The sequence below is a fragment of the Pseudomonas sp. GD04019 genome (genome assembly GCF_029837695.1).
In the GTDB taxonomy this organism is placed as follows: Bacteria; Pseudomonadota; Gammaproteobacteria; order Pseudomonadales; family Pseudomonadaceae; genus Aquipseudomonas.
This window is the reverse complement of record NZ_JAOEEA010000001.1, coordinates 540,191-561,754: the sequence shown is the minus strand read 5'-3', so window position 1 is coordinate 561,754 and position 21,564 is coordinate 540,191. Positions and strand designations below refer to the sequence as shown.

The 21,564-nt window shown below is 63.5% G+C and carries 24 protein-coding genes and 3 tRNA genes; 10 read left to right on the top strand and 17 right to left on the bottom strand.

What is annotated here, in order from left to right; genetic code table 11:
• Positions 1-66 precede the first annotated feature (66 nt).
• Positions 67-1,308, bottom strand: coding sequence for an Mks condensin complex protein MksB (gene mksB / locus N7607_RS02640; RefSeq protein ID WP_279868951.1), 1,242 nt, complete (start codon positions 1,306-1,308; stop codon positions 67-69).
• 149 nt (positions 1,309-1,457) lie between these two features.
• On the opposite strand from mksB, the gene N7607_RS02635 reads away from it, so the two are divergent.
• The 4 genes from N7607_RS02635 to N7607_RS02620 are packed head-to-tail and all read left to right on the top strand — an operon-like array spanning position 1,458 to position 4,291.
• A complete protein-coding gene (locus tag N7607_RS02635) occupies positions 1,458-2,258 on the top strand; it encodes an energy transducer TonB (protein ID WP_279868952.1) in 801 nt (266 codons plus the stop codon).
• Positions 2,255-2,707, top strand: coding sequence for a ribosomal protein S18-alanine N-acetyltransferase (gene rimI, locus N7607_RS02630; protein ID WP_279868953.1), 453 nt, complete (start codon positions 2,255-2,257; stop codon positions 2,705-2,707). Before N7607_RS02635 ends, rimI begins: the two co-directional genes overlap by 4 nt.
• A 32-nt stretch (positions 2,708-2,739) precedes the next feature.
• Positions 2,740-3,384: a carbonate dehydratase gene (gene can / locus N7607_RS02625; RefSeq protein ID WP_192396535.1), complete on the top strand. Its 645-nt coding sequence runs from the start codon at positions 2,740-2,742 to the stop codon at positions 3,382-3,384.
• The gene (locus N7607_RS02620; RefSeq protein ID WP_279868954.1) at positions 3,317-4,291 is read left to right on the top strand and encodes a DMT family transporter; all 975 of its coding nucleotides are present in this window, start codon (positions 3,317-3,319) and stop codon (positions 4,289-4,291) included. The genes can and N7607_RS02620 overlap by 68 nt, the downstream gene beginning before the upstream one ends.
• Positions 4,292-4,485: 194 nt before the next feature.
• Here the strand turns inward: N7607_RS02620 and N7607_RS02615 are convergent, their stop codons facing one another.
• From N7607_RS02615 to N7607_RS02555, 13 genes are all read right to left on the bottom strand, one after another.
• Positions 4,486-5,010, bottom strand: coding sequence for a hypothetical protein (locus N7607_RS02615; protein WP_279868955.1), 525 nt, complete (start codon positions 5,008-5,010; stop codon positions 4,486-4,488).
• Between the two features lie 9 nt (positions 5,011-5,019).
• Positions 5,020-6,453: an AAA family ATPase gene (locus N7607_RS02610; protein WP_279868956.1), complete on the bottom strand. Its 1,434-nt coding sequence runs from the start codon at positions 6,451-6,453 to the stop codon at positions 5,020-5,022.
• Between the two features lie 207 nt (positions 6,454-6,660).
• Positions 6,661-6,867, bottom strand: coding sequence for a hypothetical protein (locus tag N7607_RS02605; RefSeq protein ID WP_279868957.1), 207 nt, complete (start codon positions 6,865-6,867; stop codon positions 6,661-6,663).
• A 205-nt stretch (positions 6,868-7,072) separates the two neighbouring features.
• Positions 7,073-7,149: transfer RNA gene (locus tag N7607_RS02600), tRNA-Met, on the bottom strand.
• A gap of 146 nt (positions 7,150-7,295) precedes the next feature.
• Positions 7,296-8,396: a redox-regulated ATPase YchF gene (gene ychF / locus N7607_RS02595; protein ID WP_192396540.1), complete on the bottom strand. Its 1,101-nt coding sequence runs from the start codon at positions 8,394-8,396 to the stop codon at positions 7,296-7,298.
• Between the two features lie 36 nt (positions 8,397-8,432).
• The gene (gene pth, locus N7607_RS02590) at positions 8,433-9,017 is read right to left on the bottom strand and encodes an aminoacyl-tRNA hydrolase (protein ID WP_279868958.1); all 585 of its coding nucleotides are present in this window, start codon (positions 9,015-9,017) and stop codon (positions 8,433-8,435) included.
• Positions 9,018-9,054: 37 nt separating this feature from the next.
• Positions 9,055-9,651 carry a 50S ribosomal protein L25/general stress protein Ctc gene (locus N7607_RS02585; RefSeq protein WP_279868959.1) on the bottom strand — a complete coding sequence of 199 codons (597 nt, stop codon included), beginning with the start codon at positions 9,649-9,651 and terminating at the stop codon, positions 9,055-9,057.
• A gap of 110 nt (positions 9,652-9,761) precedes the next feature.
• On the bottom strand, positions 9,762-10,703 hold the full coding sequence (locus N7607_RS02580; protein ID WP_110681408.1) for a ribose-phosphate pyrophosphokinase: 942 nt from the start codon (positions 10,701-10,703) through the stop codon (positions 9,762-9,764).
• 75 nt (positions 10,704-10,778) lie between these two features.
• Positions 10,779-10,853, bottom strand: a tRNA-Gln gene (locus tag N7607_RS02575).
• Positions 10,854-10,881: 28 nt separating this feature from the next.
• Positions 10,882-10,956: transfer RNA gene (locus N7607_RS02570), tRNA-Gln, on the bottom strand.
• Between the two features lie 26 nt (positions 10,957-10,982).
• The gene (gene ispE / locus N7607_RS02565) at positions 10,983-11,858 is read right to left on the bottom strand and encodes a 4-(cytidine 5'-diphospho)-2-C-methyl-D-erythritol kinase (protein ID WP_279868961.1); all 876 of its coding nucleotides are present in this window, start codon (positions 11,856-11,858) and stop codon (positions 10,983-10,985) included.
• Between the two features lie 139 nt (positions 11,859-11,997).
• Positions 11,998-12,612 (bottom strand): lipoprotein insertase outer membrane protein LolB, encoded by a 615-nt coding sequence (gene lolB, locus N7607_RS02560; RefSeq protein ID WP_279868963.1) that lies wholly within the window; start codon positions 12,610-12,612, stop codon positions 11,998-12,000.
• 3 nt (positions 12,613-12,615) lie between these two features.
• The gene (locus N7607_RS02555; RefSeq protein WP_279868965.1) at positions 12,616-14,343 is read right to left on the bottom strand and encodes a tetratricopeptide repeat protein; all 1,728 of its coding nucleotides are present in this window, start codon (positions 14,341-14,343) and stop codon (positions 12,616-12,618) included.
• Between the two features lie 167 nt (positions 14,344-14,510).
• On the opposite strand from N7607_RS02555, the gene hemA reads away from it, so the two are divergent.
• The 6 genes from hemA to N7607_RS02525 all read left to right on the top strand — a co-directional run bounded on the left by hemA (position 14,511) and on the right by N7607_RS02525 (position 20,078).
• Positions 14,511-15,779, top strand: coding sequence for a glutamyl-tRNA reductase (hemA, locus tag N7607_RS02550; RefSeq protein ID WP_279868966.1), 1,269 nt, complete (start codon positions 14,511-14,513; stop codon positions 15,777-15,779).
• Positions 15,776-16,858 (top strand): peptide chain release factor 1, encoded by a 1,083-nt coding sequence (gene prfA / locus N7607_RS02545; protein WP_279868968.1) that lies wholly within the window; start codon positions 15,776-15,778, stop codon positions 16,856-16,858. Before hemA ends, prfA begins: the two co-directional genes overlap by 4 nt.
• A gap of 223 nt (positions 16,859-17,081) precedes the next feature.
• Positions 17,082-17,912 carry a peptide chain release factor N(5)-glutamine methyltransferase gene (gene prmC, locus N7607_RS02540; RefSeq protein WP_279868969.1) on the top strand — a complete coding sequence of 277 codons (831 nt, stop codon included), beginning with the start codon at positions 17,082-17,084 and terminating at the stop codon, positions 17,910-17,912.
• A complete protein-coding gene (locus tag N7607_RS02535) occupies positions 17,909-18,670 on the top strand; it encodes a molybdopterin-synthase adenylyltransferase MoeB (RefSeq protein ID WP_279868970.1) in 762 nt (253 codons plus the stop codon). Before prmC ends, N7607_RS02535 begins: the two co-directional genes overlap by 4 nt.
• The gene (murI, locus tag N7607_RS02530) at positions 18,667-19,458 is read left to right on the top strand and encodes a glutamate racemase (protein ID WP_279868971.1); all 792 of its coding nucleotides are present in this window, start codon (positions 18,667-18,669) and stop codon (positions 19,456-19,458) included. Before N7607_RS02535 ends, murI begins: the two co-directional genes overlap by 4 nt.
• 107 nt (positions 19,459-19,565) lie before the next feature.
• Positions 19,566-20,078, top strand: coding sequence for an acyloxyacyl hydrolase (locus N7607_RS02525; RefSeq protein ID WP_279868972.1), 513 nt, complete (start codon positions 19,566-19,568; stop codon positions 20,076-20,078).
• Between the two features lie 55 nt (positions 20,079-20,133).
• Here N7607_RS02525 and N7607_RS02520 read toward each other — a convergent pair whose 3' ends face one another.
• From N7607_RS02520 to N7607_RS02510, 3 genes are all read right to left on the bottom strand, one after another.
• Entirely contained in the window at positions 20,134-20,451 is a 318-nt protein-coding gene (locus N7607_RS02520) for a YkgJ family cysteine cluster protein (protein ID WP_279868973.1), read from the bottom strand.
• 86 nt (positions 20,452-20,537) lie between these two features.
• Entirely contained in the window at positions 20,538-20,993 is a 456-nt protein-coding gene (locus tag N7607_RS02515; protein WP_279868974.1) for a sn-glycerol-3-phosphate transporter, read from the bottom strand.
• A gap of 13 nt (positions 20,994-21,006) precedes the next feature.
• Positions 21,007-21,474, bottom strand: a complete 468-nt coding sequence (locus tag N7607_RS02510; protein ID WP_279868976.1) for a glycine zipper 2TM domain-containing protein — start codon at positions 21,472-21,474, stop codon at positions 21,007-21,009.
• Positions 21,475-21,564 lie beyond the last annotated feature (90 nt).

Below are 21,564 nucleotides of genomic sequence, written 5' to 3'. Positions count from 1 at the left end.
TTTCCACCTGAGAGTTTGGAGTGGTCAATGGTGGACAAGCGGAGCGTTGTCCACCCTACGCAAGGCTTAACCATTTGGGCGGCCTACCAATGCATAGGAGCTCAGGCTGACCTGATGCTCGCGGGTGAGGTAGTCGCGGCGCTCGAGGCGCTCACGCTGGAAGCGGCTGTCGCGGGACAGGCGCGAGAACCAGTAGAGCAATTCGTCGGTGGCGCCGTTGGGCTCCTGGTCCAGCAGCCAGCCCATCAGGTCCGGCAGCGGCAGGGCCTGCTCGCAGCGCTCAATCATCTCGCGGGCGGTGCGCGGCGCGCGTTGCGGCTCGCCCTTGCGCGTGCCGCTGGCCTTGGGGAACTGCGACGGCTTGGGCTCGAAGCGGGCGAGGGCGTAAACGTACGCCTCGACCTGCGAGGCGGTGCCAAGGAAGGTGCTCTGCGGGCGGCTGTGCAGCGGCAAGGATGCCTGCGGCACGGCGTCCAGGCCCTTCTTGCGGATCGCCGCCAGGGCCAGCGCCGCACCACGGGTCACGGCGTTGTGCCGACGCGCTTCCTCGCGCAGCGGCAACAGCAGCTCGCGGGCCTTGCGCAGGGTCAGCTGGGCGGTGGTCTGCATTTCCAGAATGCGCGCATGGGTGCGCAACAGCAGGTCATCGTCGACCAGCTGGCCGAGGCGCTGCTGTTCGCCGAGCAGCTTGAGCAGCACCTGTTCGACACGGCGCACGCCCTGCTCGAAGGCACCGTCGGCGGCGACCAGCTGGATCATCGGCTCGACGTATTCGTCCCAGGTCGCCAGTACTTCGGCGTAGCGCTGGCGCAGCGGAATCTGCCGGTCGCTGGTCTTGGCCCGTTCGGCCACGCCGATCAGCGCCTGCTCGTCGTTGCCGAGCTTCTTCAGTACGTCCCTGACGCGCATATCGAGCAGGCGCAGCTGGCGCGCCAGGTCATTGCCGTCGCGCACCTCGAAGGCGTCCTGGATATAGCCGGCCAGGCGCTCCAGATGGCGCAGGTAGGCTTCGATCTCCAGGCACAGACCGAGGCGGTGTTCGCGGCGCAGGTAGGCGAGGAAGTCGTGGATCTGTGCGTTCAGCTCGAAGCGGTTGGGGCTCTTGGCCACCGGCACCAGGATATCCAGGCGGATCCACTGGTCGAGCAGGGCGGTGATGTCGGCAGGGCTGCCCTCGGGCAGTTGCGCACCGAGCTGGTTGCGTAGCTCGATCAGGCTCAGGGTGCCGGCGTCGAAGCGCTCGCACAGCGGTTCGAGCAGCGTCCAGTGCTCGGCGAGGGCGCGCAAGACGCGCTTGGGGTCAATCATCGGGGCATCCGTTCGGCAGGCTGCTTTCTTATAAAGCGCGGAATTGTACTGCAAAGGTGCGCAGCTGGCCGTCACGCCCATCGGCCTTTTCCCGGGGGCCGATTCAGGCCACAATTCGCGCCTGATTCCGCCTTGTCTGGAAGCCCCTCTTGATCGAAGAAGTCCGCCGCCGTGCCTATCTGACCGCCATGCAGGTGGCCAGCTGGCTGCCGCGCGTGGAGCTGCCGTTCGCCGCGCCGTCGCGCGCCGAGCTGCTGCAGCCGCTGCCTGAGCTGGAAGTCGCACCCGCCGCGCCCTTGGTGCCCGTGGCGGCGCCGGTGGTCGAGGCCAAGGCGCCGGTAGAGCAGCCACAGCGCCCGGTCATCGAAGTGCCGCGCCCCTCGGCCGCGTCCAAGGTATTCGCCAAGCCGGAGGCCAAGGCCGAGCCGGAAGAGGTGCCGGTGACTGAGGTCAAGCCGGTGGTGCCGCCACCACGCTTCGCCCTGCAGCTGCTGCGCGCCGGCGACTGCGCCCTGCTGGTCGAATTGGCCACTGGCGAGTCCTTCCAGAGCCGCGACCCTTCCTATCTGTTGCTCAAGGACCTGCTGCGCGCCGCCGGCCTGCCGGACGCCCCGCAGCAGGTCGGCGACGGCTCGCCGATCCGCTGGCCACTGCTGTCGCGCGGCAACCTCGACCAGGGCCCCGAGGCCGCTCGCGATTATGTCCAGGGCGTGCTCGCAGGCCAGTTGGAAAGCCAGCCCTGCAGCTGCCTGTGGCTGATCGGCCTGCCGGCCGTGCGCTTCGCCGGTGAGGCGGACGAGGAGGCCTACAACCGCGAGCTGCAGGTCGAGGGCCTGGGCGCCGCCTGGGCGCTACCGAGCCTGGAGCTGCTGATGGACGAGCCGCAGCGCAAGGCCGAGCTGTGGCGCGCCATGCGCCGGCTGATGCCGCGCTGGAAAGCCGAGGCATGAGCGGCGCCATCAGTTTCCGCCCGATGACCGAGGCGGACCTGGACCGCGTGGTGCAGATCGAGAACGCCGCCTTCAGCCACCCGTGGAACCGCAACCTGTTCGCCGACGGCCTGAAGTCCTACGACTGCTGGGTGATGTTCGACGGCGACGAACAGGTCGGCCACGGCATCATCCAGGTGATCATCGACGAGGCGCACCTGCTCAACATCACCGTGCGCCCGCAAAGCCAGGGCCGGGGCCTCGGCCTGCTGCTGCTGGAACACCTGATGCGTCGGGCGATGGAGCTCAAGGCCGGCGAATGCTTCCTCGAAGTGCGCGCCAGCAACCAGGGCGCCTACCGCCTGTATGAGCGCTACGGCTTCAACGAGGTCGGCCGGCGCCGCGACTACTACCCGGCCGCCGGTGGCCGCGAAGACGCGCTGGTAATGGCCTGCACCCTGATCGACTAGCGCTTGCTGCGGCGGGCGACAAGGACCACCACATGAGCGACCTGCAGCACCTGTTCGACAACAACGCGCGCTGGGCCGAAGCGGTCAACGAGAAGGACCCTGAGTTCTTCGCCAAGCTGGCCAAGCAGCAGACGCCTGAGTTCCTCTGGATCGGTTGCTCGGACGCGCGGGTGCCGGCCAACGAGATCGTCGGCTTGCTGCCGGGCGATATCTTCGTCCACCGCAACGTGGCCAACGTGGTGCTGCACACCGACCTCAACTGCCTCTCGGTGATCCAGTACGCGGTCGACGTGCTGCGGGTCAAACACATCCTGGTCACCGGCCACTACGGCTGCGGCGGCGTGCGCGCGGCCATGCAGGACCGCCAGTTCGGCCTGATCGACGGCTGGCTGCGCTCGATCCGCGACCTCTACTACGAGCAGCGCGAGCACTTCGCCACGATCGAGAACGAGGAAGACAAGGTCGACCGCCTCTGCGAACTCAACGTCATCCACCAGGTGGCCAACGTCAGCCACACCACCATCGTGCAGAACGCCTGGCATCGCGGCCAGGAGCTGTCGGTGCACGGCTGCATCTACGGCATCAAGGATGGCCGCTGGAAGAACCTCAATGTCACCGTCAGCGGCCTGGAACAGCTGCCGCCGCAGTACCGCCTGCGCCCGTTCGGCCAGTCCTGAGGTGCCTCGCGCGCAACTGCTGGCCTGGCTCGGCTTGGCCCTAGCCAGCCTGTTCTGGGCCGGCAACTCGCTGGTAGCGCGCGCCTTCACCGGCGCCATCCCGCCATTCTCCCTGGCGTTCTGGCGCTGGGCCGTGGCCCTGATGATCCTTCTGCCGCTGGTCGGCCCCTCCCTCTGGCAGCATCGCCACACGTTGCGCAGCGCTGGCTGGCGCCTGTGGTTCGCCGCGCTGCTGGCCATCACCCTGTACAATGTTCTGCTCTACACGGCGGCGCTGAGCACCGCGGCGATCAACCTGAGCCTGGTCAGCACCTGCCTGCCGCTGGCCACCTTTATCGGCGCGGGTCTGCTGCTGGGGGAATGGCCGGCGCGGCGCGCTTGGGGCGGCCTGGGGGTGGCGCTGATCGGCCTGCTGTGGCTGATCGCCCAGGGCAACTGGCAGGTGCTGGCCAGCCTGTCCTTCGCCAAGGGCGACCTGCTGATGGTGCTGGCCACCCTTGACTGGGCGTTGTACTCGCTGTTGCTGCGCCGCTGGAGCGCGCACTTCCAGCTGCCGCCTTTCACCCTGCTCGGCGCCCTGGTGCTGATCGGTCTGCTGATGCTGGCGCCGCTCTACGCCTGGGAACTCTGGCAGGGCGCGCGCTTCGAACCCAGCCTGCCCAACCTCGCCGCCATCGGCTACACCGCGCTGTTCGCCTCGGTACTGGCCTACCAGCTATGGAACATCGGCCTGCGCGAACTGGGCGCCGCGCGCACGGCCATGAGCAACTACCTGATGCCGGTATTCACCGCCATCCTCGGTTGGATATTGCTGGGTGAAAGCCTGCAGACCTACCACTGGGTAGGCGGCGCGCTGATCGTCAGCGGCCTGCTGCTGGCCGGGCGGGGTGCTAGGCATGAGCCCTGAGCTGGCAGTTTGGTAAGAGTGGGCATTGACCCACTCTATATCTGGGAGAGTGCAATATAGCGCTCTGATTCAACTAAATATTTCCGATTCGCTCTTGCGAGAATTGCTGTAGCCGATTACGGAAGCTTTGGTATGACGGTAGCTGGGATACTGGCCCGTCAGGATCTAAGTCATAGGTTAAGCGCGCTCTCATATCAGAGAAGCGCTTTTTGAATTTTGCCAATCGCCCCCCCTTGCGCTGCACTCGCCTCACAAAGAGCCTCAAGAAGCAGTGTTTTAGTATCTCTGGTGGATTCAAGCCTATTAAGGCCGGGTATGCAGGTGATCTGGCCTTGGTTGTTCTGATTTCCGGACACTCTTTTTATAGCGTCTTGATCTGCTAATAGCCATGTTTCTAGCATAGTGACTGGTATGATAGGGATGACTGTGGGAAGTCCAGCTATTCCTCCGCAAGCTAGAGCGATCTCCTGCTCTCTTGCCGCTGTACCTGTCCCGTCAGCATCTCTGTGAACAAATATTGCATCTATATCTGGATAGTATTGAAGTATGGCAATTAGTTTTTCTCTTACGGTACGACCCGGAGGATTTACAAGCCTGCCAAGGTCTGGCGCTTCACCACTGGCCTCGTCGAATCCATTCTGGATCAAAATGTTCTCAATGTGCTCTACAAGACGTAGGTCGGAGCTGCCCTCGCCCGTTAAGATGAAGTTTATCTTCATTTTATATCCTTATAGTTCTTCTTCTAATCCTAGACTGATTTGAGTAGATGGTGGCAGTGTAAGGTATGAGATGATTGATCCCTTATTAATGCTTTCGTCTTTGTCTCCGCTGCGCCAGCTGTCTTTTAAGCTTTTACATCTTATGGTTGAAGCTGGCTTGCCGTCCGGTCCTTTTACTTTCACTACATCTGCATAAATTAAGTCGTTGAGGTTTTCTAGTTTTACTAGAACAGGTGAGTGAGTCGCAATCAGGATTTGCCTCATAGGATTTTCGTCATCTACTTGCTCGTTGGTGTCCACTGCGAGCTCTTTTAATAATTCAAGCATAGCGCCCATTTTGGCTGGATGAATGCCATTCTCGGGCTCCTCAAAACAGAGAAGTCCTTTGAAGTCTGGGTCTTCTGCAATGATGCAAAGGCAGAGAAAACGTAGAGTTCCATCCGATAAGGCGCGCGCAGGTAGGAACGCCCCTGATCTTTCTTTTACCTCAATAGTCAGTAATTGTCTCACTTGGTCAAGATCGACCCTGGCATCCGAAGTTGGGATTATTTGAGAGAGTCGGCTTGCTATTCTAGAGAAGATATTCTGGTCTTTTCTGTAGAGCTTATAGAGTGCGGCCGCCAGTCGGCCGCCATCGGAGCCAACATTGCCCTCTTCATGCATTTTGTTTGAGCGTCGCATGGCGCTTGGCTCAAGAGATAGGAAGCGCCAAGATTGCATTTCTCTACGCGCAGCAAGAATTGTGGGCCAAACAGCGCTGTTTGTGTTTGCTATTACAGTCTTTGGAATATGTCTTGCTGGTATTTTTTGTGGTTGGCCGCCGTTGCCATCTTGGTGTAGATGTATTTCTGTAATGTTGTCTTCTGTGACTTGTGTTGAAATAAAGCCGGCGCCTTTTCGGTTGTTTATAACTATCTTATCTCTGAATTTTGCGGCGCTTAGCGGGAAGTTGAGAAGATTTGTGGCTTGGCTTTTGTTGATATGAACCAAAGTTTCTTTAGCTAGATACAGCCCTAGCATACTAGATGAGTCTGTGTTTTTATCCCAAGCTAGTTCGACTTCATACCGTAAGAAGGTTGATGTCGCTTGTGACTTTCTCCCGAAATCATCGATTATGTCAAAGGGGACGATCATTTCGGCAGCTAGTTTGATGCGATCTATTCGGAATTCGCCGTTGGTCCAGAATATATCTAAAGGGTCGCTCGAGTCTGAGTCTCGAACTGCGAGGGCGGCTTCGACAATAGATTTGTCGCTTAGCAAGGATAGGAATTTTATTACATCAAATATATTTGATTTTCCTACGCCATTTAAGCCGGCAATGCAGTTGAAAGGCCCTAGATGAACGCTGAAATTCAAAAGATTCTTGAATCCATGTGCTTCTAGCTTTGTTAGCATTGGTGCTATCCCTTCTTTAAGATTCCGTTTGTGCTTCTGGTGCTTCACCTGAGCTGGGTATGGGTCTCTAGGTCGCATAGTTGGAGCATATGTGCGCTGCATGTGCTGAAATTCTGCGCAAATTAGCTTGCTAATTTACCATCGCTACAGTTGGCGCGTTTATCTTTTGATCGAGGCATTTGTCTTTCCTAGACAACGCTTCATAGGCCGCTATTGATACAACGGTTCTAGGATGTTCGTCTATCAGGTTTGCTTCTAGGGAATATTAATCTGTAGGGTTCCCACCGCAAGCTTCAAAAAAATCACCCAGCCTACAGCGCTCAAAACTCCCAATACGGAATAGCCGACCACAATGCCGAGGGCGATCTGCCTCCACAACCCTGTGTAGTTGCTTTGAATAGCAGTCTGGCGGTAGCTCGGCACGTCGCGTTCTGCTCGAATACTCTCGAAATTGTCTTTCATGTCCTGCTCCGGTTCTGTTGCGGCGCCGGAATGCTTTTGCTCGGAGTCCGGCAAGGTATTCGTATCTTAGATGGGGCGCTCCGATTAGGCGTATTGGCTTAGGCGTTTGTCGTTAAAGGCCGCATGAAGATTGCCAGTTTATGCCGAGGGGGTTTATTGGGCGCAAAAGAAAAGGGGTTAGCTTGCGCTAACCCCTTCCGAGATATGGTGGCTACACCGGGACTTGAACCTGGGACATCAGCATTATGAATGCTGCGCTCTAACCGACTGAGCTATGTAGCCGAGTGGCGCGCATTATTCTCTTGTCGGCCTGGGCTGTCAACCCCGTTTGGCGGACAAATTGATTCGTTATCAAGCGCTTAGGCTCGGCGGGGGAGGGCGCTTGGTGGATATGAAAAGCCCCGCGATTGCGGGGCTTTTGCAGGGGCTTAGACGTTGAAGCGGAAGTGCATCACGTCGCCGTCCTTGACGATATATTCCTTGCCTTCCAGGCGCCATTTGCCGGCTTCCTTGGCACCGCCCTCACCCTTGAACTGGATGAAGTCGTCGTAGGCAACCACTTCGGCGCGGATGAAGCCTTTCTCGAAGTCGGTGTGGATCACGGCGGCGGCCTGCGGGGCGGTGGCGCCGATGCGTACGGTCCAGGCGCGGACTTCCTTCACGCCGGCGGTGAAGTAGGTCTGCAGGTTGAGCAGGTCGTAGCCGGCGCGGATCACGCGGTTCAGGCCCGGCTCTTCCATGCCCATGGACTCGAGGAACATCTGCTTCTCCTCGTCTTCGTCCAGCTCGGCGATCTCGGCTTCGATCTTGTTGCACACCGGTACCACGACGGCGCCTTCTTCCTCGGCGATGGCGCGAACCACGTCGAGGTGCGGGTTGTTGTCGAAGCCGTCTTCGGCGACGTTGGCGATGTACATCACCGGCTTGCTGGTGAGCAGGTGGAAGCCGCGGATGACCAGCTTCTCGTCGGCGCTCATGTTCTTCATCAGGCTGCGCGCGGGTTTGCCTTCGCTGAAGTGGGGGATGAGCTTCTCGAGGATGGCTTTCTGCGCCAGGGCTTCCTTGTCGCCGCCCTTGGCGTTGCGGGCGACCTTCTGCAGTTGTTTCTCGCAGCTGTCGAGGTCGGCGAAGATCAGTTCGAGGTCGATGATCTCGATATCGCGCTTGGGATCGACGCTGTTGGCGACGTGGATGACATTTTCATCCTCGAAGCAGCGCACCACGTGGGCGATGGCGTCGGTCTCGCGGATGTTGGCGAGGAACTTGTTGCCCAGGCCTTCACCCTTTGAGGCGCCCGCGACCAGGCCGGCGATGTCGACGAACTCCATGGTGGTGGGGATCACGCGCTCCGGTTTGACGATGGCGGCCAGGGCGTCCAGGCGGCTGTCAGGCATGGGCACGATGCCGCTGTTCGGCTCGATGGTGCAGAAGGGGAAGTTCTCCGCGGCAATACCGGATTTGGTGAGGGCGTTGAACAGGGTGGACTTGCCGACGTTGGGCAGGCCGACGATGCCGCAGTTGAATCCCATGGTGTATCCCTCGCGGAGATGAAGTCGTGAAAAGGGTCAGGCTTTCTGGCTGTGCAGTTTCTGCATGGCCTTGGTCCAGTCGCCGGCGAGCATTTCTGGCAGCACGTCGAGGGCGAAGTCGACGCTCTTGTCCAGCAGCTCCTGCTCGCTACGCGGCGCGCGGCCGAGGACGAAGCCGGAGACCAGGCTGGCGTGGCCAGGATGGCCGATGCCGAGGCGCAGGCGGTAGAAGCCGTTCTGATTGCCGAGCTGGGCGATGATGTCGCGCAGGCCGTTGTGCCCACCGTGGCCGCCACCGAGTTTGAGTTTGGCGACGCCGGGAGGCATGTCGAGTTCGTCGTGGGCCACCAGGATGGCGTCCGGGCTGATCCGGAAGAAATTCGCCAACGCCGCCACGGACTGGCCGCTGCGGTTCATGAAGGTGGTGGGGATGAGCAGACGAACGTCGCGACCCTGATGGCTGAATTTGCCCACCAGGCCGAAGTACTTCTTGTCGAGGCTCAGGCTGACGCGTTGCTTGTTGGCCAGGCGCTCAACGAAAAGGGCCCCTGCGTTATGCCGGGTCTGGTCGTATTCGGGGCCTGGATTACCCAGGCCGACGATCAGTTGAATGGCAGTCACGTCAGGGGCCCTTTTACAGGAGGAGCAGCGTGAGTGATTACTCGGCGCTGTCGTCCTTCACGCGGGAGGCGTGGATGTTGGCAACTGCCAGGTCGTTGCCGTGGGCCAGGGCCACCAGCTCGACGCCTTTCGGCAGTTTGATGTCGGACAGGTGAACGATCTGACCGACTTCCACTTTAGCCAGGTCGACTTCGATGAATTCCGGCAGGTCTTGCGGCTGGCAGGAAACTTCGACTTCGGAGATGGTGTGGGACACTTCGCCGCCTTGCTGCTTCACGCCAACCGAGCTGGCTTCGTTGACGAAGTGCAGGGGAACGTGGGCGCTCAGCTTCTGGCCGGCAACGACGCGAACGAAGTCAGCGTGCATTACGTAGCCTTTGGCCGGGTGACGCTGCAGGGCCTTGATCACGACGTTTTCGGCGGTGCCGTCAACGGACAGGGCCAGCACGTGGCTAAAGGCAGCTTCGTTTTCCAGCAGCTTGGCCAGTTCTTTGGCGAGGATGCTGATGGATTGGGCCGGCTTCTCGCCACCGTAGATCACGGCAGGAACCAGGCTTTCGTTACGACGCAGGCGGCGGCTCGCACCTTTCCCCAGGTCGGAACGCACGTTGGCATTCAGGGCAAATTCAGTCATTGCAGTTCTCCAAATAAACCAAACCGTCCGAAGCGCTTGCGACCAGCGTGCGGACGGTTGGGCAAAAAGCCCCGCACGCGGCGGGGCACTTGTCGCCAGGGAGGTTCCGCTTAGCGGAACATCGCGCTGATCGATTCTTCGTTGCTGATGCGGCGAACCGCTTCGGCGATAACCGGGGCCATGTCCAGCTGACGGATGCGTGGGCAGGCCTGAGCCGCGGCGGACAGCGGGATGGTGTTGGTCACCACCAGTGCGTCCAGCACGGAGTTTTCCAGATTCTCGATGGCGCGGCCCGACAGCACCGGGTGGGTGGCGTAGGCGTAGACCTTCGAGGCGCCGTGCTCTTTCAGCGCCTTGGCGGCGTGGCAGAGGGTGCCGGCGGTGTCGACCATGTCGTCGACCAGCACGCAGGTGCGGCCTTCGACATCGCCGATGATGTGCATGACTTCGGACTGGTTGGCCTTCTCACGACGCTTGTCGATGATGGCCAGGTCGACGCCCAGGCTCTTGGCCACGGCGCGAGCGCGGACGACGCCGCCGATGTCCGGGGAGACGATCATCAGGTTCTCGAAGCGCTGATCCTGGATGTCGTCGGTCAGGACTGGCGAGCCGTAGATGTTGTCCACGGGGATGTCGAAGAAGCCCTGAATCTGGTCGGCGTGCAGGTCGACGGTCAGAACGCGGTCGATGCCGACTACGGTCAGCATGTCGGCCACGACTTTGGCGCTGATTGCCACGCGGGCGGAGCGCGGACGGCGGTCCTGGCGGGCATAGCCGAAGTAGGGGATCACGGCAGTGATACGAGTCGCCGAGGAACGGCGGAAGGCGTCAGCCATCACTACCAGTTCCATCAGGTTGTCGTTGGTCGGCGCGCAAGTCGGCTGGATGATGAAGACATCCTTGCCGCGCACGTTCTCGTTGATCTCGGCGCTGATTTCGCCGTCAGAGAACTTGCCTACGGATGCATCGCCCAGGGGGATATGCAGCTGACGCACGATGCGACGAGCCAGATCGGGGTTGGAGTTCCCCGTGAAGACCATCATCTTGGACACGCGCAGTACCTGCCTGTGGTTCCGATGAAAAAAGCTGTTCAAAAAGACCGGCTTTCTGAACAGCTTTCGAGAGTATGGCAGGGGCGGCTGGATTCGAACCAACGCATGGCAGGATCAAAACCTGCTGCCTTACCGCTTGGCGACGCCCCTAAAGTGTTTATCGAATGCTGGGTGGTTATGGCAGGGGCGGCTGGATTCGAACCAACGCATGGCAGGATCAAAACCTGCTGCCTTACCGCTTGGCGACGCCCCTGTATCGGATAACCGACTGTCCCGCATTCACTTCCGAGTTGCCGTTTCGAGCTTGCGATGCAACGGAGACCGATTGCAGCCGCGAGCAACAAAGCTCGGCAGGGTGGCCGGAAGTTGGCGCGAGACTTTATCAGCATCGGCCTGGTTTGGGAAGCTCCCAAACACGCAAGCTCCGGTTCCGGTCATCTTCGCAGCAACAAATTTGTTGAGCTTTTTCAGGGCGTTACGTACTTCGGGGTAACGCTTCTCGACAACCGGTTGGCAGTCGTTACGACCGCCCCCCTCGGGAAGGCTGCGAACTGTAATGGCGGGGGTATCACGTGTCAACTCGGAGTCGGCAAAAACCTCGGCCGTGCTGATGCTCACCTGGGGGATGGCGACCAGGAACCACGGCTCTTCCAGCTCCACCGGTTGCAGCTGCTCGCCAACGCCCTCGGCGAAGGCCGCGCGACCACGCACGAACACCGGTACGTCGGCGCCCAGGCTCAGTCCCAGAGCAGCCAGGCGATCTTCGTCCCAGCCCAGCTGCCACAGGTGATCGAGGCCGAGCAGGGTGGTGGCGGCATCCGAGCTGCCGCCGCCGATACCGCCGCCCATGGGCAGGCGCTTGTCCAGCCAGATATCGGCGCCCAGCGTGGTGCCGCTCTCGGCTTGCAGCTTGCGTGCGGCGCGCACGATCAGATTGCTGTCATGCGGCACGCCAGCGACTTCGGTATGCAGGCGGATCTCGCCGTCCTGGCGCAGGGCGAAGCCCAGCTCGTCGCCGTGGTCGAGGAACTGGAACAGGGTCTGCAGCAGGTGATAGCCGTCGGCGCGGCGGCCGAGGATATGCAACATCAGATTGAGCTTGGCCGGGGCGGGCAGGATCAGTTCGGCGTGGGCGGGGATAGCTTGGGTTGTCATATGCAGAGCTGGAATGCCGAGTGGGTATGTCCCCTCTCCCGTTTACGGGAGAGGGGTGGGGGAGAGGGTTCTTGGGGTAGCCCCCTCTCCCTGGCCCTCTCCCCGAGGGGAGAGGGAATAATCGGTGCGAGCCTGGCGCTTACTGGCCGAGCTGGCGCGGCTGCCAGTCCTTGATCACCAGGGTGATATCGAGGTCGGTGCCGTGCAGTTTGATGCGCTCGGGCAGGCGATAGCCGTTCTGTTCGACGTAGCTCAGGTATTGCAGCTGCCAGCCGTCCTGCTCCAGGCGCGCCAGGTGGCTATCGCTGTCGAGGGTGACGCGGCTTTTGCTGTCCGGCGCGGGCAGGCCGCGCACCCACCAGAACAGGTGGGAGACCGGCAGGCGCCAGCCCAGCTGTTCTTCCAGCAGGGCCTCGGGCGATTCGGCCTGGTAGCGGCCTTGGTTGGCCACTTCCAGCAGCACGTCGCCGTCGCGGCCGGTCAGGCGCGCGGCGCCGCGGCCGAGCGGGCCGGACAGGCGAATGTCGTAGTAGTCCTGGCGCTGCAGCCAGAACAGGGTGCCGCTGCCGGAATCCTTGGGCGCGCGGATGCCGACCTTGCCGCTGATCTGCCAGCCATCCAGGGCGGCGACCTTGGCCTTGTGCGCTTGCCACTGCTGCGGGTCGCCCTGGCCCTCGACGGACTCGCGGCTGGTGAGGCCGGCGCAGCCGGCGAGCAGGGTGATCAGGCTGAAAACGAGGGCGTGGCGAAACATGGGTCAGAGCTTCTCGGAACCGGTCAGGCGCTGGATGGTGGAGCGCAGGATGGGGCTGTCGGGCTGGGCTTCGAGGGCGCCGGCCCAGATCTTGCGGGCCTCGCGCTGCTTGCCTTGGGCCCACAGCACTTCGCCCAGGTGGGCGGCGACTTCGTGGTCGGGGAACTTGGCCAGGGCGGCGCGCAGGTAGCGCTCGGCTTCTTCCAGGTTGCCCATGCGGTAGTTGATCCAGCCCAGACTGTCGAGGGTGGCGGGGTCTTCCGGGTTGAGCTTGTGCGCCTGCTCGATCAGGGCGCGGGCCTCGTCGTAGCGGGTGGTGCGGTCGGCCAGGGTGTAGCCGAGGGCATTCAGTGCCGTGGCGTTGTCCGGCTCGCGCTCGATGATGTTGCGCAGGTCGCGCTCCAGGCCGGGCAGGTCGCCGCGTTTCTCGGCGAGCATGGCGCGGGTATAGAGCAGGTTGGTGTCGCCGGGGAACTGCTCCAGGGCCTGGCCGATCACTTTCCACGACTCTTCCAGGCGCTGGCGGTTGGCCAGGGCTTCGGACTCGATCAGGTACAGCTGGATGGCGTAGTCCGGCTGGGATTCGCGGCTGCGCGCCAGGCGGCTGCTGGCTTCGGCGGCGCGCTGGCTGTCGAAGAGGATTTCGGTCTGGCGCACCTGGGCCGGCAGGAAGTCGTCGCCGGGGCCGACCAGGCCATATTCGATCAGCGCGCTTTCCTTGTCGCCGCGCTGTTCGTAGATGCGCCCCAGGTTGAAGTGGGCGGCATCGACATGAGCGTTGCGCGCCACCAGTTCTTCCAGGTAGACGGAGGCCTCGTCCCAGGCTTCGGCTTCCAGGCAGACCAGCGCCAGCGAGTAGCGCAGGTCGTCGTCATCGGGGAAGCGCTGGACCAGGCCGGAGAACTCGCTCTTGGCTTCGTCCAGGCGCTGCAGTTCGACCAGTTGGCGGGCATAGGCCAGACGCAGGCGCTTGTCGTCCGGGTGGCGTTCGATGCCGTTCTCCAGCAGCGGCAGCGCTTCCTCGCCACGGTCCAGACCCTGCAGCAGGCGGGCGCGCAGCAGCAGCGGAGGAATTTCTTTCTCGCTGGCGGCATGGCCTTCGAGCAGCTTCAGGGCTTCCTCGGCGCGGCCGTCCTGGTGCAGCAAAAGGGCCTTGCCGAACAGCAGTTGGCCATTCTCCGGGTATTTCTGCAGCAGGCGGTCGAAGCTCTGCAGCAGGCCGGCGCGGGTGTCCGGGTCGGTCTCGGCGGCGGACAGGGCGAGGAAGTCGAAGTGGGTGTCGCCCTGGCCCTGCAGGACCTTCTCCATATATTGCATGGCGTCGTCGTAGCGACCGGCGCGGGCCAGTTGCACGGCGGCGGCGCGCTGGGCGTCGAGGCTGTTCGGGGCGGACTTTGACCAGATCAGCGCGCTGTCCAGCGCGGCCTGCTCGGCGCCCAGATATTCGGCGATGCGGAAGGAGCGCTCGGCCACGCCCGGGTCCTGGGTAGCGTTGGCCTGCTGCACATAGTTGCCGAGGGCGATGTCGAAGCGGTTGCGCTGGCCAGCCAGTTCGGCGGAGAGCAGCGCGTACAGCGTCTCCTCGCTGAACGAGGCGTACTGCTTGGGCTCGGCTGGGGCCTTGCTGGCCGCTGCGTCCTCAACCGACGGGGTGCCGTCCGGCGTGGGTGCCAGGGTCTGGCAGCCAGCGAGCAGGAGGGAGGCGGTGAGCAACGCGAGGGATTTGTTCATAGATAAAGCTGCGGTCCGTGGCGTGGCTGCATCATGACACAAGCGACGGCGGCAAGCCCACCGCGCCGCGCGGGTTTGCCTATCGGGTCAATTTGTCGCGCCAGTTGTTCTCCCATGGGCGACGTAGGACAATCGCCCGCTATCCAGAATTCCCTTAGCGACCCTGCATGGCCTTCCTCGCCCTCGGCATCAACCACAAGACCGCCTCGGTGGACGTCCGCGAACGCGTGGCCTTCACTCCCGAGCAGCTGGTCGAGGCGTTGCAGCAGCTGTGTCGCGTCACGCCCAGTCGCGAGGCGGCAATCCTCTCCACCTGCAACCGCAGCGAGCTGTATCTGGAGCAGGACCAGCTGTCCGCCGATGAGGTGCTGCGCTGGCTGGCCGAATACCACCGCCTGAGCCTCGACGAGCTGCGCGCCTGCGCCTACGTGCACCAGGACAACGACGCGGTGCGGCACATGATGCGCGTGGCCTCCGGGCTGGACTCCATGGTCCTCGGTGAGCCGCAGATTCTCGGCCAGATGAAGTCGGCCTACGCCGTGGCGCGCGAGGCCGGTACCGTCGGCCCGCTGCTCGGCCGCCTGTTCCAGGCCACCTTCAGCACCGCCAAGACCGTACGCACCGACACCGCCATCGGCGAGAACCCGGTATCGGTGGCCTTCGCCGCCGTCAGCCTGGCCAAGCAGATCTTCGCCGACCTGCACCGCAGCCAGGCCCTGCTGATCGGCGCCGGCGAGACCATCAGCCTGGTCGCTCGCCACCTGCATGACCAGGGCGTGCGGCGCATCGTGGTCGCCAACCGCACCCTGGAGCGCGCCAGCCAGCTGGCCGAGCAGTTTGGCGCGCATGCCGTGCTACTGGCCGATATTCCCCAGGAGTTGGCCAACAGCGACATCGTTATCAGCTCCACTGCGAGTCAACTGCCCATCCTGGGTAAAGGCGCGGTGGAGCGCGCGCTCAAGCAGCGCAAGCACAAGCCCATGTTCATGGTCGACATCGCCGTACCGCGCGATATCGAGCCGGAAGTGGGCGAGCTGGACGACGTCTACCTCTATACCGTCGACGACCTGCACGAGGTCATCGAGGAAAACCTCAAGAGCCGCCAGGGCGCGGCCCAGGCCGCCGAGGAACTGGTCTCCAGCGGCGCCGAGGAGTTCATGCAGCGCCTGCGCGAGCTGGCTGCGGTGGACGTGCTGCGCGCCTATCGCCAGCAGGCCGAGCGCCTGCGCGACGAGGAGCTGGCCAAGGCCCAGCGCCTGCTGGCCAACGGCAGCAATGCCGACGACGTGCTGGCTCAACTGGCCCGTGGCCTGACCAACAAGCTGCTGCATGCGCCTAGCGTGCAGCTGAAGAAAATCTCCGCCGACGGTCGCTTCGAAGCGCTGGCCGTGGCCCAGGAACTGTTTGCCCTCGACGAGGGCCCGAGCAAGACATGAAAGCCTCCCTGCTGAAGAAACTCGACATCCTCCACGACCGCTTCGAGGAGCTCACCGCGCTGCTCGGCGACGCCGAGGTGATCAGCGATCAGACCAAGTTCCGTGCTTACTCCAAGGAGTACGCCGAGGTGGAGCCGGTGACCGCCGCCTATCGCGAGCTGCGCAAGACCCAGGACGACCTGGAGGGCGCCCAGGCACTGCTCAAGGACGGCGACCCGGAAATGCGCGAGATGGCCGAGGAGGAAGTGGTCCAGGCGAAGGAGGCGTTGGTCGAGCTGGAAGACCGCCTGCAGCGCATGCTGCTGCCCAAGGACCCCAACGACGGCCGCAACGTGTTCCTGGAAATCCGCGCCGGCACCGGCGGCGACGAGGCGGCGATCTTCTCCGGCGACCTGTTCCGCATGTACTCGCGCTACGCCGAGCGCCAGGGCTGGCGAGTCGAGATCCTCTCCGAGAACATCGGCGAGCACGGTGGCTATAAAGAAGTCATCAGCCGCGTGGAAGGCGACAACGTCTACGCCAAGCTCAAGTTCGAGTCCGGCGCCCACCGCGTGCAGCGCGTGCCGGAGACCGAGTCCCAGGGGCGCATTCACACCTCCGCCTGCACCGTCGCCGTGCTGCCGGAGCCGGATGAACAGCAGGCCATCGAGATCAACCCGGCCGATCTGCGCGTGGACACCTACCGCGCCTCGGGCGCCGGTGGTCAGCATGTGAACAAGACCGACTCGGCCATCCGCATCACCCACATCCCCACCGGCATGGTGGTGGAGTGCCAGGAAGAGCGCTCGCAGCACAAGAACCGCGCCAAGGCCATGGCCTGGCTGGCGGCCAAGCTGCAGGACCAGCAGGACGCCGCCGCGCACAAGGAGATCTCCGACACGCGCAAGCTGCTGGTGGGTTCCGGTGATCGCTCCGAGCGCATCCGTACCTACAACTTTCCCCAGGGCCGCGTGACCGACCATCGCATCAACCTGACCCTGTATTCGCTGAACGAAGTGATCGGCGGCGCGGTGGAGCAGGTGATCGAGCCGCTGCTGCAGGAATACCAGGCCGACCAGCTGGCCGCTCTGGGCGATTGATTGATTTCACCCCTCTCCCGCCGGGAGAGGGGCCGGGGGTGAGGGGCTTTCAGGTTACGCCGAGTGGCCTGCAACTCCCTCACCCCAGCCCTCTCCCAGAGGGAGAGGGAGTTACAGGCATAGCCGTGTAGGGTGGATGACGCTCTGTTAATCCACCACAGGCATCGCTCGGTGGAACGGTAAAGCGCGAGCTATGCGCCCCGATCCACCCTACGAGAGAAACATGAACAGCATCCAAATCCTGCTCGACAGCGCCGAACTACCCGACTCGCCGACGGCGCGCCTGGATGCCGAGCTGCTGCTGGCCGCCGCCCTGGGCAAGCCGCGCAGCTACCTGCGCACCTGGCCCGAGCAAGAGCCGGGCGCCGAGCAGCGGAGTGCCTTTACCACCATGCTCGAACGCCGCCGCGCGGGCGAGCCGGTGGCCTATATCCTTGGCCACCAGGGCTTCTGGAGCCTGGACCTGGAAGTGGCGCCGCACACCCTGATTCCCCGCCCCGATACCGAACTGCTGGTGGAGACCGCCCTGCAGCTGGCACCGGCCACGCCGCTGCGGGTGCTCGACCTGGGCACCGGCACTGGCGCCATCGCCCTGGCCCTGGCCAGCGAGCGCGGCGGCTGGAAAGTGACCGGGGTGGACCGTATCGCCGAGGCCGTCGAGCTGGCCGAGCGCAATCGCCTGCGCCTCAAGCTGGGCAATGCCGAGTTTCGCCTGAGCAGCTGGTTCGACGCCCTGGCCGGCGAACGCTTCGACCTGATCCTCAGCAACCCGCCTTACATTGCGGTGACGGATAGCCATCTGGGCGAGGGCGATGTGCGCTTCGAGCCGATGAGCGCGCTGGTGGCCGGCGCCGATGGCCTGGACGATATCCGCCAGATCATCGCCCAGGCGCCACAGCACCTCGAGGCCGGTGCTTGGCTGCTGCTGGAGCACGGCTATGATCAGGCCGAGGCGGTGCGCGGGCTGCTGAGTGTCGCGGGCTTCACCGCCGTGGACAGCCGCCGCGACCTGGGCGGGCACGAACGTATTTCCCTGGGGCAATGGTCGGCATGAGCCTGGAACTGAACGACGACGAGCTGCTGCGCTACAGCCGGCAGATATTGCTGCCGCAGATCGACGTGGCCGGGCAGCTCAAGCTGAAACAGAGCCGCGTGCTGATAGTCGGCCTCGGCGGCCTCGGCTCACCGGTGGCCCTGTACCTGGCCGCCGCCGGTGTCGGCGAGCTGCACCTGGCCGACTTCGACAGGGTCGACCTGACCAATCTGCAGCGCCAGATCATTCACGACAGCATGCAGGTCGGCGTGGCCAAGGTCGACTCGGCCATGGCCCGTCTGGCTGCCATCAATGCGCAGATCAAGCTGGTGCCGCATCGTGTGGCGCTGGACGCCGATTACCTGGCCGCCGCCGTGGCCGCGGTGGACCTGGTGCTGGACTGCAGCGACAACTTCACCACCCGCGAGGCGGTCAATGCCGCCTGCGTGGCCGCCGGTAAGCCACTGGTTTCGGGCGCGGCGATTCGCCTGGAAGGTCAGCTCGCGGTGTTCGACCCACGCGACGCGGCCAGCCCCTGCTACCACTGCCTTTATGGCCACGGCAGCGAGGCGGAGCTGACCTGCAGCGAGGCCGGCGTGGTCGGTCCGCTGGTCGGGCTGGTCGGCAGCCTGCAGGCGCTGGAAGCGCTCAAGTTGCTGGCCGGCTTCGGCGAGCCGCTGGTGGGCCGCCTGCTGCTGGTCGACGCCCTCGGTTCGCGCTTTCGCGAGCTGCGGGTCAAGCGCGATCCCGAGTGCTCGGTCTGCGGAGTGCGCGCGTGAGCCAGGCGCCGATCGGCGTGTTCGACTCCGGCGTTGGCGGCCTCTCGGTGCTGCGCGAGATTCAGGCGCGCCTGCCGGACGAGTCGCTGCTGTATGTGGCCGACAGCGGCCATGTGCCCTACGGCGAGAAGACCCCGGAATTTATCCGCGAACGCAGCCAGAAGATTGCCGAATTCCTCCTGGGGCAGGGCGCCAAGGCGCTGGTGCTGGCCTGCAACACGGCGACTGCCGCCGCGGTGGCCGACCTGCGTGAGCGCTATCCCGAGTTGCCCATCGTCGGCATGGAGCCGGCGGTGAAGCCAGCGGCTGCCGCCACCCGCAGCGGGGTGGTCGGCGTGCTGGCCACCACAGGCACCCTGAAGAGCGCCAAGTTCGCCGCGCTGCTCGATCGCTTCGCCAGCGACGTGCGGGTGATCACCCAGCCTTGCCCGGGCCTGGTCGAGCAGATCGAGACCGGCGAGCTGGATGCGCCGCGCACTCGCCAGCTGCTGCAGGGCTGGGTCGCACCGTTGCTGGCCGAGGGCTGCGACACCCTGATTCTCGGCTGCACCCACTATCCTTTCATCAGGCCGCTGCTGCGCGAGCTGGTGCCGGAATCGATCAGCCTGGTGGACACTGGCGCGGCCGTGGCGCGCCACCTGCAATCGCTGCTCGACCAGCGGGGCCTGCGCGCCTCCGGGCCGGCCCGGGGCATTCGCCTGTGGTGCAGTGGCGACGCCGCGGCGATGCAGGCGGTGTTGCCGAAATTATTGTTGGAACTCGCAGCGGTAGAGTTGCTCCCTGTGTGAGGGATCAATGCTTTTTGAGTGGGTTCTACCTTTCTCTAATAAGATTTTTTCCTATACTGCGAGACGATAAGAACTCTCCCACCTCCATCGCTAACAGGATGTTGTGTATGCAGAAGATACTTTCCCTGGCCGCAGCAGCAGCCCTCGGCCTGAGCAGCCTGTCCGCACAGGCCGTCGACTTCACTGCCGCCATCGGCCAGAGCGGCGATTCCACCATGGTCTATCGCCTGGGCGCCCAGTGGGATTGGGATAAAAGCTGGTGGCAGAGCAGCGTCGGTCACCTGACCGGCTACTGGGATGCCGGCTACACCTACTGGGAAGGTGACGAGACCTCCAGCAATCACAGCCTGTCCTTCGCTCCGGTATTCGTCTACGAATTCGCCGGCGAGACGGTGAAGCCTTACATCGAGGCCGGCATCGGCGTGGCGGCTTTCGCCAATACCGAGCTGGAAGACAACGACCTGGGCTCCTCCTTCCAGTTCGAAGACCGCATCGGCCTCGGCCTGCGCTTCTCCGGCCAGGAAGTCGGCATCCGTGCGCTCCACTACTCCAACGCCGGCATCAAGCAGCCGAACGATGGGGTGGAGGCGTACACCCTGCACTACCGCACCAGTTTCTGATCGGATTGGTTGCATCAAAGCCGGGCCTAGTGCCCGGCTTTTTCATGTCCGCTCGCTAGCGGTAGATGCCGTCCAGGCCGCCGCGCTCGTCACGACATTCCGGCGAGCCCATTTCGAACTCGCGGCAGATCAGCGGGCGTACTTCGTAGATGGTGCAGCGCATGCTGTCGCGGTCCAGCGCTGCGCACCAGCCGTCGTCCAGGCGGCGCATCACCTCGCCGCCCCAGTCATCGGTCTCGATGAAGCGCTGCGGCACGCCGGTATCGGTGATCAGCATCACTTCCAGCTGGCAGCAGCAGGCGGCGCAGTTGGAGCAGCTGATGGCCGGCTCTACGGGCATCTGGACGTGGGGGATATGGGTGAGGTTCGCCATAGGGCGCGCAGTGTACGGTAGCGGCGGGTGGATCGGGGCGCAGGCTGACCGGTAGCCGTCCTGGCCGGCGCGGTCTCGCCCGGGGTTCAGATGCGCGTACCGATGTTGAGCATGGCGCCGGCATTGCCGAAGAACACTGCCTCGGTGCTGACCGGGCCTATCTGCAGGCCCAGCGAGGGGATGAGCGCCGGAGCCACGCCGTAGCGGTTGAGCGGGATCTTGTCGCGGTACTCGCCACGATAGCCCTGGATGGCACCGGCCGAGACCTTCAGGTAGGCCGGCAGGCGCTCGGCGTCGAAGCGCCTGCCGACATAGGCGTACTGGGTACGCTGGCGATAGGAGTTGCGGAAGGTGGCGATGCCGGCGAAATCGCCATCGGCCCTGTGCCGCTCCACGCCGATCAGGTCCTGGTTGTTGTTGTGGATCGGGTCATGCGACCAGTGCGTGGTGTACACACTGGTCTGCAGGTACCAGTAGTCGCCGTCGTCCGCCAGGGCGGCGCCGCACACCAGCAGCGCCGCGGCAAGCCATAGGGTCTTCATGAGCCTGTCCTCCTCAGAGCACCACGCGGCTGCTGCCGTTGACCGTGCTGATGCGTACGCGGTCGCCGACGCGGAACTGCTGGGCCGGATCGACCTCCTGCACGTAGGCACGCATGCCGCCGTCGTCCTCGCGCACGGTGATCTCGACACCCTGGCTGCGGGTGATGCCTTCCTCCACCGCCGCACCGGCCATGCCGCCGGCAACGCCGCCGAGTACCGTGGCGATGGTGCTGCCACGGCCGCCACCGATACCGCTGCCGGCGACACCACCGACCACGGTGCCGGCGAGGGCGCCGATCGGGGTGCGGGTACCTTCGATCTGGACTGGGCGCAGGGACTCGATGATGCCCATGCGCACTGTCTGTACGGCGCGCGCGTCGGCCCGCGAGTAGGTGCTGCCGTTGAGGTTGGAGGCGCAGCCGGTGAGCAGCAGGGACGAGCTCAGGGCGGCACTGAGCAGCAAGGTCGGGAAGCGTTTCATGGTCTGTACCTCGGTGAAGTTTCGCTGGACACAGACTAGGGGGAGGGTGCTGAACGCCGCCTGAACCCAGGCTGAACCGCAGCTGAACGA